This is a genomic window from Bradyrhizobium sp. Pa8 (assembly GCF_052588265.1).
Map to the genome: position 1 here is coordinate 2,364,992 of NZ_CP176767.1, position 19,653 is coordinate 2,384,644.

General features: G+C 59.3%; 7 protein-coding genes. 4 read left to right on the forward strand and 3 right to left on the reverse strand.

The window, feature by feature from the left end; translation table 11 throughout:
* Positions 1-905 precede the first annotated feature (905 nt).
* From ACKWRH_RS10780 to ACKWRH_RS10795, 4 genes are all read left to right on the forward strand, one after another.
* The gene (locus ACKWRH_RS10780) at positions 906-9,764 is read left to right on the forward strand and encodes a hypothetical protein (protein WP_445220496.1); all 8,859 of its coding nucleotides are present in this window, start codon (positions 906-908) and stop codon (positions 9,762-9,764) included.
* The gene (locus ACKWRH_RS10785; protein ID WP_445220497.1) at positions 9,761-15,868 is read left to right on the forward strand and encodes a hypothetical protein; all 6,108 of its coding nucleotides are present in this window, start codon (positions 9,761-9,763) and stop codon (positions 15,866-15,868) included. The genes ACKWRH_RS10780 and ACKWRH_RS10785 overlap by 4 nt, the downstream gene beginning before the upstream one ends.
* Positions 15,869-15,943: 75 nt before the next feature.
* Complete coding sequence (locus ACKWRH_RS10790) at positions 15,944-16,288, forward strand: hypothetical protein (protein WP_445220498.1); 345 nt, start codon at positions 15,944-15,946, stop codon at positions 16,286-16,288.
* Between the two features lie 111 nt (positions 16,289-16,399).
* Entirely contained in the window at positions 16,400-16,846 is a 447-nt protein-coding gene (locus tag ACKWRH_RS10795) for a hypothetical protein (RefSeq protein WP_445220499.1), read from the forward strand.
* On the opposite strand, the gene ACKWRH_RS10800 is transcribed toward ACKWRH_RS10795, so the two are convergent.
* From ACKWRH_RS10800 to ACKWRH_RS10810, 3 genes are all read right to left on the reverse strand, one after another.
* Positions 16,824-17,612 carry a class I SAM-dependent methyltransferase gene (locus ACKWRH_RS10800; RefSeq protein ID WP_445220500.1) on the reverse strand — a complete coding sequence of 263 codons (789 nt, stop codon included), beginning with the start codon at positions 17,610-17,612 and terminating at the stop codon, positions 16,824-16,826. The two genes, ACKWRH_RS10795 and ACKWRH_RS10800, sit on opposite strands and share 23 nt — an antisense overlap.
* A complete protein-coding gene (locus ACKWRH_RS10805) occupies positions 17,609-18,232 on the reverse strand; it encodes an HAD family hydrolase (protein WP_445220501.1) in 624 nt (207 codons plus the stop codon). The genes ACKWRH_RS10800 and ACKWRH_RS10805 overlap by 4 nt, the downstream gene beginning before the upstream one ends.
* A gap of 295 nt (positions 18,233-18,527) precedes the next feature.
* On the reverse strand, positions 18,528-19,646 hold the full coding sequence (locus tag ACKWRH_RS10810) for an amino acid--tRNA ligase-related protein (protein WP_445220502.1): 1,119 nt from the start codon (positions 19,644-19,646) through the stop codon (positions 18,528-18,530).
* Positions 19,647-19,653 lie beyond the last annotated feature (7 nt).

A 19,653-nucleotide genomic window follows, 5' to 3' on the forward strand; every position in this document is an offset into this window, starting at 1 on the left:
TGATCCGTAATTATGCCGAGCGATCGCAGGCCTTCTTCATCGGGCCCAAACCGCGATCTTGAAAAAGCGCCCCGGCACCTGGATGAGCTGGCCGACTCATAAGCAAATGGCAAATACATTGTCAGTTTGATTTACCCGCCATACGTCGTTCCTTCATCGGACGTGAGGCGTCTGGCGGCGTCGCGGCCCATTTGAATCGCATTTCTTACTGCTCTCACGCCGTAATCGAGCGTCGGACGCGCCGACGGGTGCAGAATGACCGGTGCAGGAATGACCGATGCAAGCACGACAATCCGGGAGAGGCATCTAGCTCGTAGGCCGCTGGCTGGCCTATGTCATCATGCCTGATCGGCGAACGTCTGATGCCTCGTTCAGTCAGGGCTGTCGCAACACGACATAATGCCCCGGAACAACTATCCGGGGATAGAGGGTCGGTGGAGGCCAGTTTCGGTCGAGCTAGTGTTTCAGAACGCTTACGTTTGATATCGTTTGTCCCTTGCTAGTTTCGATGCAGACGAACGAGGTTAGTATAAGCTTCAGGCGGCATGACTGGAAGTAGTACCCAGAATAGGACGCTTGTCCCGTTTATCGCAGAAAACGTCCCGACAGCGAAAGAGGATCGGATGTGCGACCTACGCGAGCACGTTTTCCAGTGTCTGTCAGACCGGCAGCTCCTGAGCTTGATATCCTACCGCTGGTTGACGAAATGACGCAGCGAATAATTTTCGCTTGCTGGTTGAATTGATTCCTGTTTCAATCATTTTTTAGTTTTTCAATCGATTTCAAGAATAGTGCGATTTGAGGGAGTGGTGGCAGATCGGGGACACGATAGCTCAAGGGCTCTCCACGAAAGCCTAACGGCACACTCGGAACCAACCGGCTTTTCTCTCTCCAGACGTGATGTCTTGATTGGAGCGGCGGCGAGTGCGCTCGCAAGCCCGCTGTCGGCAACAGAACTATTTCCCAACATTGCGGTAGACTACGAGGATTCCTCGCGGCGGGCGCTGCTCATCACGTATGCCAGAGAACCGGGCGAGAACGAAGACGGCAAGCCCGCCAAGTATGGGCGCATTAGACTGTCGGCTTCCACGTTTGGCGATCAGGACGCGCCTGGAGGTGTTGGACGTTTCGTACGCAAAAGAACGGCTGACGGTTGGTTCGCTTCAATTGCCAACGCCGGGTTTCCCGGGAGCTTTGCCTTCCAGCTTCGGATTGAGGTAATTTGGAAGCCGGTTGGGCAAGACGGCAAGAGGCCGTCTCCGTCGCTGGCATTTCACATCGTCAAGTCGGGACTGAAGGCGATAACGCTCTCGACCGCTGATCTTCCGGGCCTGCTGCTTGGTGAAGGGACGACGGCGATCGAAGGATCGCTTGACGCCGCACAGTCCGCTGCCTTGTCGAAGGCCTTGTTTGGCGAGACGTTGGGGTTGAACGAGGCCGAGGGGATCAGTCTGGCGTTTCATCGCGACGGCCACTGGTTGCTGAGCGCGAAGAAAGGAAAGTTTACGGGGCTTGGTGAGGAAGGTGCACGCATCGGCTTTTCCGACCTGCGTTTTGGGATGTTGACGTCTCAAACCGGATTGCCAGGGAAATCGTCGAACGTTTTCAATCTGAAAGACCGGCAAGGGGATGTGCGGTCTCTGTTTGAAGGAGCCGGTGCACCGCCTGCTCCCGACGCTTCATCCATCGCCGGAGAGGCCGCTATTGAGCAGGCCGCCTCCAAGACTGGCGCCGGGAATGTTGGCAACAACACCGCCGCGGAGGGCCCATCCAAATTGCCGCGCGTGCTTTACGCGATTGCCCAGCCTGTCCGATTTGGCGACAAATTCACTCTGGGTGCGGCGCCGGAGGTCGACACATTCCTCGAATTCGACACGAGTATCGGTGTCTCGGCTGTCGCTGCGTGGCGCAATTCCGGGGACGGGCGGCCCGTGTTCGCTCTCTCCGCCGGTATGAAATTGACCGTGCAGCGCAAGGGCAAGAATGTGCGGGCAACCCGGTTTGAATCGCTGAACGGAACGCTTTGGCGTGTTCGGGCAACGAATGGGACGGTGCAGTTTACCGCGGCACTAGAGCCTGCCAAAGCCGGCTGCGAACTCCAGACCCGCTTCGGCCCGTTTGTTGTGGCGCCATTGCCCCCCTACGCACGCCGTCCAGGCATAAAGGTGCGGGTGCCGCCGATCATGATCGGCGGTGTGGGCCAGAAGGATCGTCGGCTGACGCATTTCGCTGCGCCGCTGGCGCTGGAATCGGCCGCAATCGGCCTGGACGACGGCTCAGACGTGTTTAGTGCACTCACTTTCAATGAGGTCGAGTGCCTGTTTCGTCTTGCCGGCGTGCCCCTCTCGAATAATTGGAGCGGACCGCCCCCGCCGCTGACAGATCCAGCGCAAGCCGAAGCCATCGTGCACATTGGCGCGTTGCCCGACGCCGGCCCTCCGGTGCGGATCTCCCTCAGCCGCGCAAGCCTGAAGGTGAAGCGACCTCGCGATCTGCTGGATCTGGGTTACAGATTCCAGGACCTCATTCTTGAGCGCGACGGCGTCGGGACGGATGGTCGCTGGTGGGTCGTGCCGGACCGGCGGCTGGCTGCGTTTGTCGCGCACCGCCCCCCAGTCTCAAAGCCGGCTGTCGCTGCTGATTGCAAGGATTTGCCGTTCAATAACAGCACGCCGTCGCGGTACGATGCGGGACAAGATCCGCGACCGTTGATGGTGGTGGAATTCCCGCCGCAACACATCGCTGAACGGGCCTTCTTCCGACAGTTCATCGCGGAGCCGACGCTTCCTCTGCTTCCGAGGGACGTGCTCACGGATGAAGAAGCCGATCAATTGCGCACAGCTGGCGAAAGCAAGCGCGCGGAACTGCGTGGGCAAATCCAGACTCGTGTGACCGATCCGGCCTTCAAGAACTTTGCCCAGAAGTTTGCGGAAGCTGCAAAAGACCTCACGCTGCCAAAAGATCAGAAGATCTATCTTGGGCCAGCCTTGCTCGATCCCGAAGCGGCCCGGATCGCACGTAAGGTCGGCCGGGATATCGAATTCGCCGAGGCAGAAGCTGCTCCCAACGACGCGACCGGGCGCACCTACAAGCTGCGATCGTTGCCGGAAATCGAGTTGCCGCAGGGGCAGACCGAGGAAGTATGGAAGGACAATAAAGGCGCGCAGCCGTTTGACCCAATCGCTGCTGCCAAGTTGCAGCCGGGCGATGCTTTCGTGAACAAGCGCGAGGAGCGCAAGGATCGCTTCGATTTTGACTACAAGGCGTTTCGGGAATTCTATCAAACGAAACGCAGCCCCACGCAGCCGTCGTCCTATGCCGGGCGTGCAAACTACACGGCGTTTGTCGAAGCCCTCCCGGTCCCGGAGGAGTCAAAAAAGTCCGCGGTGGAAGACATCGTGAGAATAGTCCGGGCATTCGATGCCGCCAATGAAACTGACGACAAGGAAAAGTTCGTTGTTCCCGCGGAAGCGCGGGTATCAGGCCGATCTCGCCTCGCATTCCGTGTTGTCGCGGATGATTTCGAGGGCGGGCGCCCCGATGCTGAAACCGGCCGGCCGGCGGGAGCATTCCGGTTCACGCTGCAGGCGCTGACCAATTGGGGATCCTTTGACCTCGCCGTTGTTCGTCGCGCGGAAAAGGTGTTTGAGCCGCTCGCCGGCTGGAGTCCGGCGTCCGATCCGCTCAATTCCAGGCCCAATGGCCGGGCCGCCAGACGTTGGGGACGCAACGAGACCCGGGATGAAGCCGAGAAGCTGCTCTATCAGGGGCTGACTCGTGGGGACGCTTGGTCAATTCGTAAGGACGAGGGCCGCGACGATACTTGCAAGCCTGCGTTGGCGCGGTCAGGCTTGGTCAAGGGTGCGCAGCGTCTGGCCGAGATCGCCGCTTCGGCTCGCGATGCGCCGCGCTGGCATGAAACCGCGATCGAGATGCCGTTCCGGCTGATGCTGTCGCCGGCCCAGGATGCATTGTGGCGAACCCCGCTGAAGCTTCCCGAAGATTTGAAACTGACGCCTTCTGCCGATCTACCCGTTCCGCTCTGGTTCGCGCGGCTCGACGAAGCCCCCGGCAGTTCCAGTCTGCGCGCGATTTGGTCGCCGGATTTTCGCTCGGAGGCGCTGCTTGATCCGGAGATCGGTGGGCCACCGCGCGGCCCGTGGGCGCCGTGGGCGATGTCGCGGAGCGTCACCTCCGCGCATCCTTTTGGAAAAGATGAGGATGGGAATCCTGAAGATCCCAACAGCATCGAGAGATTTCGGACCAGTCTTGACGCGTATGATCGCCACGAATTGGTCGCGCTCACGTCTCTGCATGGCCTCCCGGCGCGGGGCCGGCGCAACAAGGATGGCAGTCTGACCGATGGCAGCCAGATAATCCCGCCGCCAGGCTTCCGGTTGCGCGACGCCATGCCGGAGGTGCTCGATCCCGGAGCCACCGATCCTCCCCCTGGAACAAAAGATCCGGCGGATTGGTCCGCAATCTACAAGCCGAAGTCGATTGATGCGTCGGAATTGACACTGACTGCACTGGGCGGTTCGTTCGAAGCCGAAACCAACTTCGTCCCACCGGCCTCCGCGAAAGTTCGCGGGCCCAATGCGCCGAGGGGAGTGAATCTGTTCGACGCATTGTCGATCGAACGCTGGCGCCACAGCGCCATTCTCGGGCGCGATACCAAAGTCGAGGTCGTCTACAAGGGTTTCCTCTACCCGCTGGGCCATCGCGCCTCGCTGGTCAAGCTTACCGAGCGGCGTTTCCTTGCTCATCCGGACTTTCCCAAAGAGCGCTACCCCGTTGCCTTCCTCGTGCAGCGGATGTTCCTTCGGGTCGGCCTGCCGGAAAAGAAATACCCGGCGATCGGCCAGCCGAACCGCGGCCGCCGTTGGCCTGCCGAGTACCTCGAAATCGTAACTAAGGTTACCCCGGACCTTGTAGATCCCACCGACGCGTTGGATTCGGTGACGCCGCCGAATCCTGAAACACCTAACGGTCGCCTTTTTCTTCATGACGAAAAGACAGGGCGGGTGTTGCCCGGTCTGGTTTTCTGGCCTCGGGTCCGCAGGAGATCTGGCGGCGAGGTTCAATTCGAGCTGCAAATTGATCGGCGCGGTGCCCGCGTACGTATGCCCCTGATTTTCGTCGACAACGCCGCTGCCAACGACGAGCCCACCATGAAGGCGCTGACCGCCTATTACAACCGTCTTACGGACGCGGTCGACGATAACGGCAACGCCAGAACGATCGATGGGCGCTGCGTTATGCAACATCACGGCGCCAAACGTCGCTATGCCGCGGAAAAGGAGCCTGATGGCACCACTTTCGAAACGTTGCAATGGATCGTGGCCGCCGAGGGACGCGAAGTCGCAATTCCGGACGTCAGCGCGGATCGAAAATTCACCTTTGACAACACTTCTTATGATTTCGGCTCGCTGCAGCAAGGCGCGGATCAGCCGCCGTTCTATCCCGTGATGCGGCAAGGAAAGATTCGCATTGCGCAAGTGGACCGCATGGTCGGTTCGGCTACAGAGCCGATCGCGGTGCGCTTCGACCCGGAATACCAGGCGTTCGGATTTCCGCCAGATGAAAGGCTGGACACCGTTCCTGCGCGGCTGCCCGCCGATTCTCCGATCAACAACAAGAGAGAATTTGCGGCCAAGACCGACATCTATCTGGATTTTGAGAAGGTGGTGTTGCTGAGCCCGGGATCATCGGGTGACCGCACCGGCGGCGCAGCACGGCCCAATACCCGGCTTGTTGGATTGTCGCGCTCGCGCGGACCTGTGGGAGCGCAGGACGTAACAACTGAACCGCAGGTTCGGACAAATGCCGAGCAGCCCGGCCAAACGCCCCCGTTACCAGCAGCCTCAACGGGCTTCGACAGGCCGAACGTAAAGAATTTCTTTGACCCCGAAGCTAAGCTGCTCGGTATCCTTACCTTCACGGAGGCACTGCAATTCATTTCCGAAGGACTGTCGCAGACGCCCGAATTCAAGGAGGTGACACGGTACGCGTCGTCGCTGATCAATGATGCACAGGGAGCCGAGCAGGACGTCGGGGCCGCGATTGCCAAGGTGCGCGATGCGCTGCTGATCCCCTTGCGCGAAGCACTGACGACACTGGCGCGCGAGTTCGATAGCGCAGTTTCCAAGGCGGGCAAGCAGTTCAACGAAACCAATGCTGTCGAGCGAATGCAGCGCCTGTACCCTGATGTCGGCCGCGCTTACTCTGATTTGCAATCGGCGCTCGACGGCGCAATCGCCGCGAGCTCCGCAATCCGGGACCTCGCGGATCTGCTGAAGCATTTTTCCGGAATCTATGCTGCCGGCCGCCGCTTCCTGCGGGCCATCGAGCGCATTGCGGCCGATCCGGTGGCACCGGTGCGCGCCGCGCTGCGCGACGCCTTCAATACTAGGATAGCGGACCTGATCGGGCTCGCAGAATCGGTGCTCGGCCAAATCGGAGAGGACCTGAAGAAACAGCTCGCGGCGCTGGAAACCGAATTCCGCAAGCAAGTCGAGCGGTTGCTCTCCGAACCTGCCTTCGTTGCGTGGCGGCGCATCGTATTCGCCTTGCCGGGCGCGCATGCCGTTGCGAGCGCCGGCGATTCAGTGTCGATTTCCATCGACCGGGCTATCGATGCCGCATTCGAACGCGCGGTCAAGAAAGATGGCGCCTGGCTAAATGCGCTGGCTAACGGCACGTATGACGACTTTGCCGGCGCGCTTGAAGAGGAGCTCAACAGACAGATCGACAGCGCCATTGCCGATGCTAGGGCCAATGCGAAAAACGAACTCGCGGATGGGCTGACCGCCGCGCAGCAAGCATGGAATGCCGGAAAGCTGAAGGCCGGGGAGCGCATCAAGGGACTTCTCTATGCGGAAGTGTTGCCGACCTTGTCGGCGGTGCTCGCCACTGCCGCGAAGGTCTCGAAATCGGTGAGAGAGGGTAAGCTTCAGGTCAATCGCCTCATCCAGGATCTGAACGACCTCGGGGTCGCCGCGTCGAAATTCGTCCAGCCTTTCATTGAAAACGCGGTCGACGGAGCCAAAGCCCTGTGCGGACAGGCGGTCAATGTCATTGTGGCGCTGCTCAAAGAAACCATCCCCGCGTCCGCAGTACCTCAGTCTTTTCGTAACGGCACGTTGCCATTGAAAGCAGCGCTCGATTTGGTCGTCACCCGTGTTGGAACATATGAGGAAGAGGTCCTTGGCAATGCCGCAAAGCCGGTTGCGTCGGAGATTGCAGGTTTTCGCGACTTGCTCTGGTCCGAATTCGGAAAGGTGCAGGCTGCACTCGATTCCCTGACACAGGCCGCTGAAGTATTTCGGGCGCAGGCGGCAACCTCACTATCGATACAAGCCTGCACGGCGATCGACCCCGGCGCGGTCGTCACTCTGCCGCTTGACGCGATGGCCGCTCTCGCGGCTCCGCAACGCGCGGTGATCGATACCGCTCTCGACGCAGCTGACAGGATTTCCAAGGCGGTCGGCGATGCGACAACAAAATTCTCGGTGTGGGCGGACGCGCTGAAGCCGAGAGCCGGCGAATTGCCTGGCGAGGCCACGCAGCGGAACAATGCGCTGCGCAGTCTTGTCGAGAGCGCTCAGAGGGCCGCCTCTGCCGCGGTTGCGGTGAGCGAACTGGCGCGTGATATCACGTCAATCAAGACCGTTACTTTCGTGGCGCCACCCGCTCCTCCCGGCGCTCCACCGGCTGCGCCTGGCGCTCCGACCGCTGCGCCCGGTGGTCCGCCGGGGCCTGCTGCCCCACCGACACCGCGCGCGCTTCCCCTGACCGGTGCTGCTATCGACGATCTCGAAACGGCCCTTGCTGGGGCGATAGGCCCGGGTCGGGCCGGGGCGATCGCTGGCGCGCTGAGAGACAACGTCAAGGCGATCACAGCCACGGCAGGTGATTTGAAGAAATCAGAAGATGCGACGCGCATTGTCTTGAACAATCTGGCCAACGAGGTCGTCGGCGCCGGCGTCACCGCGGCGCAAAGTTACTTCGCGAGGCTCCGGCCGGCCATCACGCCGACATTGGATATTCTGACGAAGGTCATGGATGATCTTGTCCGGCAAGGTGAGCAAGTCTTGCTGCGGACGGCGGCAAAGGGATTGGTCGTCGGGGAAGTCTACCGTGACGAATCCATCGTCATCCTCAAGACGGTGCTTCGACCGGTGGTGGCTGCGCTTGCGGTCGCGCAAGATGCATTGGAAAAGAAGCGCAATGAGATTTACGATGACCTGGGGCGTGGTGCTTCAGGCGATCCGGTCCCCGAAGGGGACTTGCTCGGGGACATCAGCAACTTGACACTGGCGGGTGTGCAGCGGCTCCTTTTGGTGGCGCGGCCCGAGAAGGCACGACCGGGGAAGGGAAATCCGCCCAAGCCGCGCGATGACTATCTCACAGCCGAGGCGGTCGAACTTAAGCAGCTTGCTGCGCTTCTCTCCGGCGGCAACGTGCCTGCTGCGGTTGACGTAGCGAACCTCGTTGCGCTGTTCAACGACTGGCGGACAGGCTTTGCGTCAGCCGTGGTATTTGGCCGCCAACTCAAGGACGCCGCCGAGCGCGTGCTGAGCGGCGATCTCCCCCGCCTGGTGGATCTCGATGGTGCCCGGCGGCGCATCGAGGGCAAGCTGAAGGAGATGATTCCATCCAAGGTCTCCCTGAGCTACGGCATCAGCGCGAAACTCGTCGAGTTCCGGAAGATCTTTCAGCCTAAGCCGGACAGCCGCCTCATCATCGATGCGGGAGCGTCTTACGATCTGCTGGAGCCGCAGACGCCACCGCTGTTCACGGCAACTGCCACCGTCGAAGCGTTCGATATCAACCTGTTTGACGTGGTTACGTTGATGTTCAACGGGGCCCGCTTCGTCAATGACAGCCGCAAGGGCTCGGATTTCAAGCTTGCCTACAACGACTTCAAGCTCGGGCCGAAGGCTGAATTCATCAAGCCATTGGAAAGTTTTCTGAACCCGTCAGGGAGCGGACCCTACGTTATTCCGATGCGCGGCTCGCCGGGTATCGAGGCGGGTTACGGCCTCGATCTTGGCACGATCATGATCGGGAGCCTGTCGTTCGCAAACGTATCGCTGAACGCTGCCTGCCGGTTGCCATTTGATAGCCGCCAGGCGATCTTCACCACCTCGATCGGGCGCCGCGACAAGCCATTCCTCATTTCGTGCTTGCCATATACCGGCGGCGGATTTCTTGGGCTGCTCTCCACTAGCAAGCGGATCATCGGCTTCGAGGCTTCGTTCGAATTCGGCGGCGGGGGTGCCTTCAAGTTCGGCCTGCTCGAAGGCAAGGGTCGCATCTGTCTTGGTATATATGTCAGCCAGGTCGAAAGCCCCGAACCGGGCGGGCAACAAGGTGCCCTGATAGATGGCTTCTTCTATGCCGGCGGAGAGGCGCACATCACCCGCTTCAGCGTCAGTGCGACATTGGTCGTGCGCATCTCGCAGCAGCCCGGCGGATCGATGCAGGGTTCTGCGGTTTTCACATATTCTTTCTCGCTTGGAATAGCGGATATCGAATTCAAGATCGGTGTGCAAAAAAAAGAAGGCAAGGGGTTTTCCGGCAGCAAGAGCAGCTCATTGGCCGGGCCTGTGCGCTACGCAGCGATTGGCCGCGCTGTATCGTCTGGGGCCGGCGTGAACAATGACGGCGCGCTCATTCAGGCCCTGGCGGTGTCACAACAGACCCACTGGACCCGTTATCAATCTTATTTCACCGACGATCTCGACGGTTTTGCAGCATGACCATTTTTGCGCAGGCGACTGCCGGACCCCCGCCAGCTGTGCAACCGCCTTCTGTGCCGGTTGATGTCGCGGCTCGGATCATCGCGGCCGGAATAGCACCGCAACTCGATGCGAGAGGCAGGCAGGTCCGCAGCCCCGACAACAAGCCGGTCCTACTCGCCCGGTTAACGCTCGCGCTTACGCCGGTAAAAGCGACGGCAGCCGATGCCGGAGCGATCGATCTTGTGAATTGGCCGACAGCAATCGGCGCCTTGCTGGCTCCCGGCTCGACGGTTCAGGTGCAGGTCGTTCCCATTGGTGCGGACGGTGGACGTCGTAAACCCACACCCGGGAATCCTTCGGAGATCAAAACCACGCCGAAGGCCACGCTACAGCTCAAGGTCCGTCCGCATCCGATCCCGGACAGCGATCTTTCTGCTTATTGGCAAAAAGTGATGGGGTCTGCGCAGGAAATCAACAGTCTGACGGCTGCATTGGGCACCGGTAAAGCAGCGCTGGAGCAGGTGCTGCGCAACACGGCCCTTGGGCCAACGCCAAACATTCATGGCGCTGGGCGCAGCGAGGTAGCCGTAGAGCTGTCGCTTGAGCGCGCCAAACAGATACTTGCGCGGCTTTCCGGATCTTCCGCCGAGACGCGTCCGCCTGCTCAGGACAGCATGACAACGCGTGTACGGGACATCGTCGTGCCGTTGCTGCTGGCGACTACCCCGGAGCAGATCGAGGCCGCACTTGCTGGCCTTAGCGATCAGGGCAAGGCGGCGGCAAAGGAGGCCCTGAACAATATCGACGCCGCGATCGCCCGCCTAGTTGCCCAAGGCGCAACTCAGGCCGACGCCGGCCTTCAACGTGGCGACTGGGCGGCTCTGGCGGTACGAAAGGTATTGGAAGAGGAAGACGCTTGGAAAGCGCTCCGGACCAGCGATGCCCGCGCAGATGCCGCGGCGAAGGCGCGGCTCGATTATCAGACGGCGGCCTCGGCGGCGGCCGCAATCACCGCCTTGACCGGTTCGAATTGCCATATCGGTCGCCGCGTCCCATTCCAGGTCGCGGCGGAATGGCAGAAAGAAAAGCCCGCCGGGCCAAAGATCGAGGAGCCGCATGCAAGTCACCGCCTTGCATCGCGAACGCCGGGACCCGAGGGGACCGAAATTAAACCTCTCGACGATGGGCCGAACCGGGAGTTTGCCCGGCGCCGCTTTTTCGCGCTGCAGGCCAATCCATCGCTCGCCCGGTTATTTCGTTTTGTCGTCGACCTGGAATGTCCTGTCGAGGTTCTCGACAAGGTGATGGCTGCGGCGCATCCCTTTCCGGAGGAGAAGTCTTTCGATCTTGACGCGCTCAGCCGCGTCGCGGCATCGGGTTCGAAGGCCGCCCCGGCGCGGTACCTTTTCCTTGGCGCGCAAATACAGCAATTGCATGGTGCGTCCCCTCGGTTGCCGGAGATATGGTCTACTGCGAAACTGCGATGGCAGACAGGAGCGAGCGAAGGTCACTTCTATCCTTGCACGCGCGAGGAAATTGACGCTCGAGCGGCGAACAAGGAGTTGCGGGCCCTAGCCATTTCCGAACAGATCGACTGCATGGTCGATCTCGGTCAGGCGGCGCAATGCAATAACGCGACCGAGCCGCGCTTTGACATTCTGACGTTAGACGCAATCACCTCGACCGCCGCGGATATTCATTTCGAGCAGATGCGGGCACAGAGCACAACGATCTTGCAACGTGCCAAAGCGGCGAATGAGCCGCTCCCTCCGGAAATCATCGCCGACATGCAGGATCAGCGGCGTGCAACGTTACGGACCGGTGGCCTCGCGCTTGCCGACCGCTGGAGACAAAATCACGCAATTGCTCGACATCGCGCCGCCTTACGCCAGCATGAGGCGAAGGCAAACGATCCCGTTCTGCTTGACGCTTCCGACTTGACCGTCGGTTACAAACTCGACGTCGGAGTAAAATCACGGCCTCACGGTGCGCAGTCGCGGCGTTATTGGCATACGCTGATGCGACGCAACGTCGTCTTCAACGACGAGGGGGGTGGGCACGAGAAGGTGTGGCAAGGAAGCCGCCCGCTCGATACAACCATTAGCGAGCTGTATGCTGACCGTTTGTCGCGATTGCGCGCGGATGACGGGCTTTTGACGGTACCTGCCTCGCTCCGCGAGCTCAATTCATCGAAGGCGGCGGCATTTGCCGAGGAGATCATCGGCGCTTGGCGGGGAGATCCGCTGGGCCTGTCCGCTGGCGAGGAAAAGCATCGCCTCGACAATCGCGATCTTCGCATCGGCATGACGCTAGATCTGCCGAAGCGCACAGATGGTCCCAACGCGGAGGAATTTACACCACCGCCGCTCCGTTTCGGCTGGCGCTATCATTTTGGAATGCGCGCTGTATTCGCGGGCGGCGTTTCGATGCCGCTGGAGCGCGCGCTCAACCACTATGAGCTTAGCCATGACGGCGCTCTCGTGCTTCCCGCCGCGAAGAAGCCGGGCCGTGCTTTCCGTCGCCACGAACGCATCGATACACCACACATAGCTACTCCCGATTGGGTATTTGGCCAGATTATTTCCAAACCCGGCACCAGCAAAAAGACCGTGTTGCTGCGCAATCACTTTGGATCGGAACAGGCGCTTCGAATGGTCGTGCGCACCGTCGGCGATCCGGAGAACCGCAAGATGCTCGGGTTGCCAGCAAATGTGGCGGAGGATACCGGGACGTCGGGCGTCTCGATCTCTCGGCGTGTTCTGATGGTCCCGCCCGTAGCGCTCGACTTCGCAGGATTGCACGACGCCTTTCGCAAGGTGGCGACCGACAAGAACATCACGCTATTCGAGCCACGCGTGCTGCGCGACGAGGATCCAGAAGATCGCCTCGACACGAACGAAATGCCGGAGCCCGGCGAGGCTGTCCGCGTCGAACTGGTACCTGCGCCAGCCGTTGGCAAGAAAGGAGAGTTTTGGAAAGCCGCGCGCGTCGCATGGCGGCCGATTCACGTGGCCGACCGACCACGGGGCGGCCTCGTCGGCGTTGATCATCACGCGGCCTGGGGGGGCTTTCCGACATTCCAGATGTTGTCCGTGACCGGAGCGAAGATCAAGCCGGAGCGCGACAAGCCGGTTGTGCGCAGCGAGGGGACGGTGACCGATGAGGGCGAAATCGTAGACCGGGTAGAGGGGCTGGAGCCGGTCGTTTTTCCGGTCGCACCGACGGCCACCGGCGCGGGCCGCCACGGCCAGCCGGCTTCGCGAAGCGTTTCTATCGAGTGGAGCGCGGTCGCGGGCAATCCCTCCGGCAGTGCCGTGTTCCGGCCACTTGATGCATCCAGGAAGAACGAGTCCGAGCGACTTCCGTATTACCCGGATCCTGCGACCTCATCCATTGTGATCGAAGTCAGAGTTAAAGGCGCGTCCAAGAAACGTCCGATCAGGGTCGGCGCACTGGTCGCCAAAGTCTATTCCTCCGAACCGAGTGGTCCGGTCCCTACTGGCTATCCTGATGCGATGCCTGTTGTGCTGGACGTCATACGCGGCAATCTTGACAGCGGGCCGCTTATTTCATTTGGCCGCGGCGGGGAAAACGGTACGGCGGATTATCGCTCTCTTGCCTATACACCAAAGGGCATTTTTTCAGAGACGCCGTCGAAACAGTCGGCGGCGATACCGGTTCGGCATGTCGTGGTGCGTCTGGCGCCGGGCGAAGAGGCGACGATCCGGGCCTGGTGTCTACCGAACCTGAGCTTCCTCAATCATATGTTTGAAGGCACCGAGGCCATCGCGGCGTTGTCCGTGGCGTGCGGTTGCGTGTCCGCCAGCGCGCTCGACAGTCAGCAAGCGGTGGATGACGCCTGCGTCGCGGGGATGAAGGCGCTATGCAAAGGCGTGAATTTTCCGAAGGTCAAGCAAGGAAACCCGAGCGGTCCAGCGGTTGGCGGTCTTTCGACTCCGACCCAGCCGTTGATCGAGGCGATAGGCGAGCTGATCCACACCTTCATGGCGCAAACACCATTGCCCGAAATCGCAGCGCCGATTGAAATCGAGGCCGCCCACGTCGTCGACCTGCCGCTCGCGGAGCCTTTCTTTGAGCCGCCGCAAAAGCCGCTTCCGCTGCTGCGCCTGGATGATGAACTGCTGAATACGCTCCTTGAGCCTCCCGCGGATCCAAAGAATCCGCCGCCACTCTATCAGCCGGAGTCATGGGAACTCTCCGCGCAGATTCCCAGCGCGATGGGATTGATCTTGGCGGGGACGGTGAAGCTTCACGGGGTGTCGAGCGGCGCGATAGAAATTTATGCGTCAGGCGCGGCTGCGGCCCGGGGGCGTTTCGACGACCCTGACCGGGGCCGCAGCCGCGACGATCGCGTAAGGGGCTTATGGCCGAAGCCAGACGGCATCAAAGACATCGATCCAGCCGCACTTTTCGGCTTCAAGCCAAGCTCCAGCGGACGCGTGACGCTACAAAGCGAGAACGTGACTCTGCTTCGTATCGAGGGCTTCACGCCGAACAAAGATAGCCTGGATCTCCTCGATGCCCAGCGCGCGGCGCTCAGATCTGAAAAGGCGCATCGACTCGGGCAGGAGGCATCCGAAGAGGACAGCTCGTTGCGTGTGCAACGTCCTTCCGCTTTCCCGGACAGCCGTGCTCGACATATCAACCTGTTTGCGGCGGCGATCGCCAGGAACACCGGCTTGCTCCGGACACGATACGACGAAATTCCGGAGCGGCTGGCCAGGCCCACGACGGACTCGATCAGGAAACTCGACCCCGTAAAGCAGCCGAAGCGGGTGGCACGGCAGTGGCTCCCGGCGACCATCCGGCCGGGACGCGTCGTTTCCCAGAGCATGATACCTTCCTTCCGATGGATTTACGAAACGACCAGCATCAAAACGACCGGAAAGCAGAAGCTGACCGTAGCGACCAGCCGCAAAATGAGCGTGCGCGTGCGAATGCGGCGGCCGTGGTTCAGCTCGGGTGAAGGCGAGCGGGTCGGCATCGTGCTATGGCCGCCGCATCTCTTCACGCTCGAGTCCGAAGATATTCAACAGGACGTTATTCGCGCACTTGCAGCTGGCCGTGACCCGATCAGTCTTCGGTTGCTCCCGTCGGACGGCAGCTCGATCGCCGAGTTGCAGGACAGCGACCTCGGTCCTGGTGGAGCATGGGTATCACGCTGGGGAGCGGATCCGATCCGCCCCGGCAATCCCGTTCAGGGCGCCCTGCTGTCCCCGTCGAATTTTGGCGATGCAGTAGCCGCAAAAAAGGTTTGGGATACGGCGCCTCCCGAAAATTACAAGTCATTGTGGACGGCCGGCGATCAAGTGTGGGATTCGCCGCCTGAACGGCTGCTGCCGGACCGGGCGATCGTTCCCAATGTCCTGATGCCCCTTCCTGCCACTCCCGACTCGCCTGAATCGCGAGAGGCGGAGCCTGCCGGCGGGTTCATGACAGTGGCACTGCTCACCCACGAAGCGCGCTTCGACCCGGAGCAAGAGCTTTGGTACGCCGATGTCGACATCGATCCGCTGGACGTTTCCTACCCCTTCGTTCGCGTCGGCCTCGTCCGATATCAGCCGCACGCCCCGCGAAAGCTTCGCACGTCCGAGCCGATTACCGAATGGATTCAGCTACTGCCGGAGCGCACGGCAAGCGCCTCATTTGAAGAAGGCAGCCAATTTTCGGTCCTAACCATAACGGTTAAAGGACCTGCTTCGAAACGCGGCGATTCCAAAAATGCCCCTGAGGTCTCATCGGCGCAACGTCCGCTCATGCGGATCAGCCTGTTGCGGCGCGTTCCCGGCGAAGATGGTGCAGCTGGCGCTGAGACGATATTCACCACGGTCGAAGCGCACTCCGAGTTGATTTCGGGCGGTCTGGAATGGAGTTTCAGCATTAGCCTGACGCCGGAACATCTCACGGAAGAGGGTGTCGTATGGTCACTGTTCGCCGAAGAAGTCGAACGAATGCGGCCCGCGACTTACCCGGATGAGCCGCGGTATGCGACGAGCAAGGATACCTTGTTTGCCGAAACAGGCCCTCGCTTTGCAGCCAAACTGGAACTCGGCGAATTGTGGAACTGGATGAAGCAGAAGCGGCAGGAGCTGAAGTTGTAGGTGATGAACGGGGGAAATTACAACGAGTTAGGATAGTACGGATTTAACGGGGTTGAAAAAATCGGAGGTCAATTGATGTTCAGAGCAGTCGGATTTGTAGCCGCGGTTGCCGTCGTCGGCAGTCTTCTTTCATCCGCGCCCGCCTTCGCAGATGGCGAATGCAAGCAATGCATTAAGGAAAAACTGGATCCTGTCGGTGCAAAGGTAGCCTTGGGCGCGTTGGTGGGAGCGGCGGGCGGTGCGGCAGGTTTGTTGCCTGGAGCCGCATGCGGCGCAATTCTCGGTGCCACTGGCGTTGCGCTGGAGAGCCTCGTGGAAGTGGCCCAGTGCGCCGATACGTGTACGAAGGAAGCCAAAGCGCGAAGCGACAAGAGTGCGAGCAAATGCACCGACCTGATGACGAAAGTGCAGAAGAAGTAGAACGTCGACCCCGCGAGTAGAGCATCGGCTAACGGTCGCGGACATGATTGACCTGCCGCGTTCAGCGGCAGTGCATGCAGGTGCTCTACTCTCGAAGCGGAGATGATCTCCATGGAGCGCGACATGAGTAGAGATGTGAATCACATTGCGATGATTTTTATCGCAGCACTTGCCAGCGGCGCCACGGCCTGTCCGTCGGATGCGTTTGAACTAACTGGCTCCAGCTGGGCCCATCTCGCAAAGCCCCGAGAAATCAAATTTATCGTATGCAGCAAGGGTATTGATGCCGATGCGCGGCTGCGGATCCGCGAAGCTGCCGCTGTATGGAGTAACGGCGATAAAATCAAATTCACGATCGACGAAACCAAGTCTTGTGAAATCAACGAGAATTTCAATAAATGTCAGAAGATCAATGTGGTAGATAGAGGTCCCATCGCAGCGACAGATCCGTTCTCTCGGCCTGCCGCCGCAACGTCGCCTTGCCCAATGGCCGAGGATAAGAAGAAGCAGATCAACAACAATCGCTCCTCCGCACCTATAGCCTCGAAATGGCAATGACGAGAAATTTCCGATGAGGACATCGCCTTTCGGCCAGAGGTCCTAGCGACCTCAACAGCCAAGCAGGTGATCCCATTGGCAGCGGATTCCCGAAATAGCGAATCTCTGTACTCCTAACGGGTCGTCCTTCGAGATGGCATGCCGCTTTGACCAACTCGACCAATTGCGACGGAGCATAGGGTCTCTCAGTACCTAACCGATAACCGGGAACGAAGTTCAGAATAGGGGATCGCAACGCACGAGCTTTTTGGATCGCAAATGATCCAAAGTTCGGCACTCCCACGGCCAGATAGCCACCGTCAACTGTAACTCGGCACATCTCTTTCAGAATTTGCAGGGCTGCTCCAGCGTGATAGTGTTCTAGAACACCAATATTCCATGTTAGGTCGAATGACCGCTCCTCGAAAGGTAGCTTAAACAAGTCACCGTGGATGAAATCAACATTTTGGCATCCAAACTTATCGGCGAGGTATTTTGCGAATTGGAGCGCGCTCGGAGATATATCTAGCAACACCCGCCTCATATCCGGTGATAACAGTAGAGACGCTTTCCCGGATCCACTTCCGGCTTCCAAGACATAGGGGGCGGGTCGGGCTCTGAGGATGTGTCCTATATGGTCCGTTATCTCTCTATAGTAGAGCCGCCACCAATCTGACGAGAAGTCGATTGGTTCTTTTCTGTCCCTTGCAACTTCCTTTTGGAATTGAACACTCCAAAACAAATTCTCCTGCTCAACTAGATGCCTGATGTCATCGCGCTTAGTCATGGCGAGTTCTTGTTGGACGTGAGCGATATCCCGAACAAGCGCAGGTCACGTCGCAGCCGCGCCGCCGAGAAAAATTGAAGGGTATGCATTCCAATCATTGAGGCTGCATCGAGATTTCCCGGCATGTCGTCAATGAAAAGGGCCTGTTGAGGCCGGCATCTCAGTCGCTCAAGGATCATTGCAAAAGACTGGGCGGCGGGTTTGCATGTGCCCGTTTCGAAAGAGTAGCTAACCTCGTCAAATAATTCTCGAAATGAAAATCTATCTTCGCAATAGCTGATCCATTCTCGGGCATGGACGGAGAGCAAGCCTATCCGATAGCCGGATCGTCGAAGTTCCGAAATTATCGCGCGCGTGCCAGGGATTTCACGAAATCCCTGGCGAACGAGGTCGTGAAGCTCTTCTGAGGTTATGGCCCAGCAGTGCTTATCGACCAGTGCTGACCAATACTCGTGCTCGCTGATCCGCCCTTCGAAAAGAGCTTTAAGTTCGGGAATCTGCAATTCGAGTCTGCTCGGAGAGACGCCGATGCGACTGCCGAGCTGCTCATGAACTCCAAGCAGGCCCTGCAAGAGAACCTCTGAAAGATCAAATATGATCGCTTGGATCGCTTTTGACAAGCTCGTCACCTTGGATCGACATGACGTTGACGTTAAGTTTGGCAGTTTCCAACAGATCAAGGGGCGTTCTTCAAAATCTTGCGATCATGCTTCCACTGAGAAACTAACCGAGTTGTTTGGTGCGACGCGTGAGTTCTTCAGGGGCCTTCGACCGAGAATCTGCGGGTTCGCGGCTCCTATGCGTATCTTGATCTAATTTCCGCCTGCACAGACTGGATCGGTATCGGTGGCTGCGTCCCTTGCTCTTGAGATCTGACACCATCGATAACTGCAATTCGCGGAAATGGACTGTCCACTAGGGGTACGTGATAACGTTCTTCAATCTTGGGTAGGCAATGACATCCCGGATGTTCGTTCTGCAAAGCGCCCACGCCAGGAATCTCTCTATCCCGAGACCGAAGCCGGAAGTAGTGGAATAGTTGGGCAGCCGTCTTAAATCGATGTACCATTCATACGCTTTGGGAGATATGCGTTGCCTCGCGAGCGATTCGATCAACTCGTCCGCGCTATCTTGGCGCTCGCCACATCCCACAACCTCACCACCAAAACATCCATCAGCGAGGGGGGGGAAGATGAGATCAGCGTTTATCGCCTTGTCCGGCTGCAGGCGATCAGGCTTTTGGTAGAACGGCACTTGGTCTCGGTCATAGTTGGTGATCCAAAAGGGTGTCTCCTGCCTCAAGAGACTAGCTAGGCGAATCTCTCCCGCGGCGAATATTGTTCGGCGGTGCGGGGCCAGTTCGATAACGCCCTCTCCACCGTGCTCCCGGAGGAGTTCGAACGCCTCATCGAAGGAAACGCGAGGGAAGGACTCCGCCGCAACGACGGAGTTGATCGCATTCCTGGTTTGTCTGGGATTCGCACTGAGCTTCTCGACGATGTTGTCCATCAGATTCAGTGCACGACATAGTGCTTTTATGTAACCTTCGACGAGCGGGAACAATTGATCAATGTTCCCACGAATCTCTGCCTCACAGTGGAAGAATTGGTTAAGGTGCCTACTGTCCGCATCCTCGCCTCTCATAGATGGGAGGTAGCAGTAGACCATCGACATGCCGTTCAAGATGAGCGGTTCGAATCCGAACTGCGAGGAATCAACGAGGTAGGAATCGATTTCACCAAACTTGATTGCAATTGCCTCTGAATCTGACCCCGCTCCCATTGGTGATGATATGCTGGGGGTTAGCATGAACAGATCCACACATCGTCCTTCGTGCATTGCCGCAAAGTAGTAATCAGAGACCGCGCGAATCTGATGGCGAAGAGTGAGCAGCGCGTGGAAGTATTTGTTTCTCGTCAGTTCGATATAATGAGTCAACGGGTTATACTCTGGCATCGAGAATAGCGACCGGTCCTGGAGAGCGTAGGATGCATCGTCGCGCAGTATGGCGCCTTTGAAGTGGCTATCGAACATCGCGCTG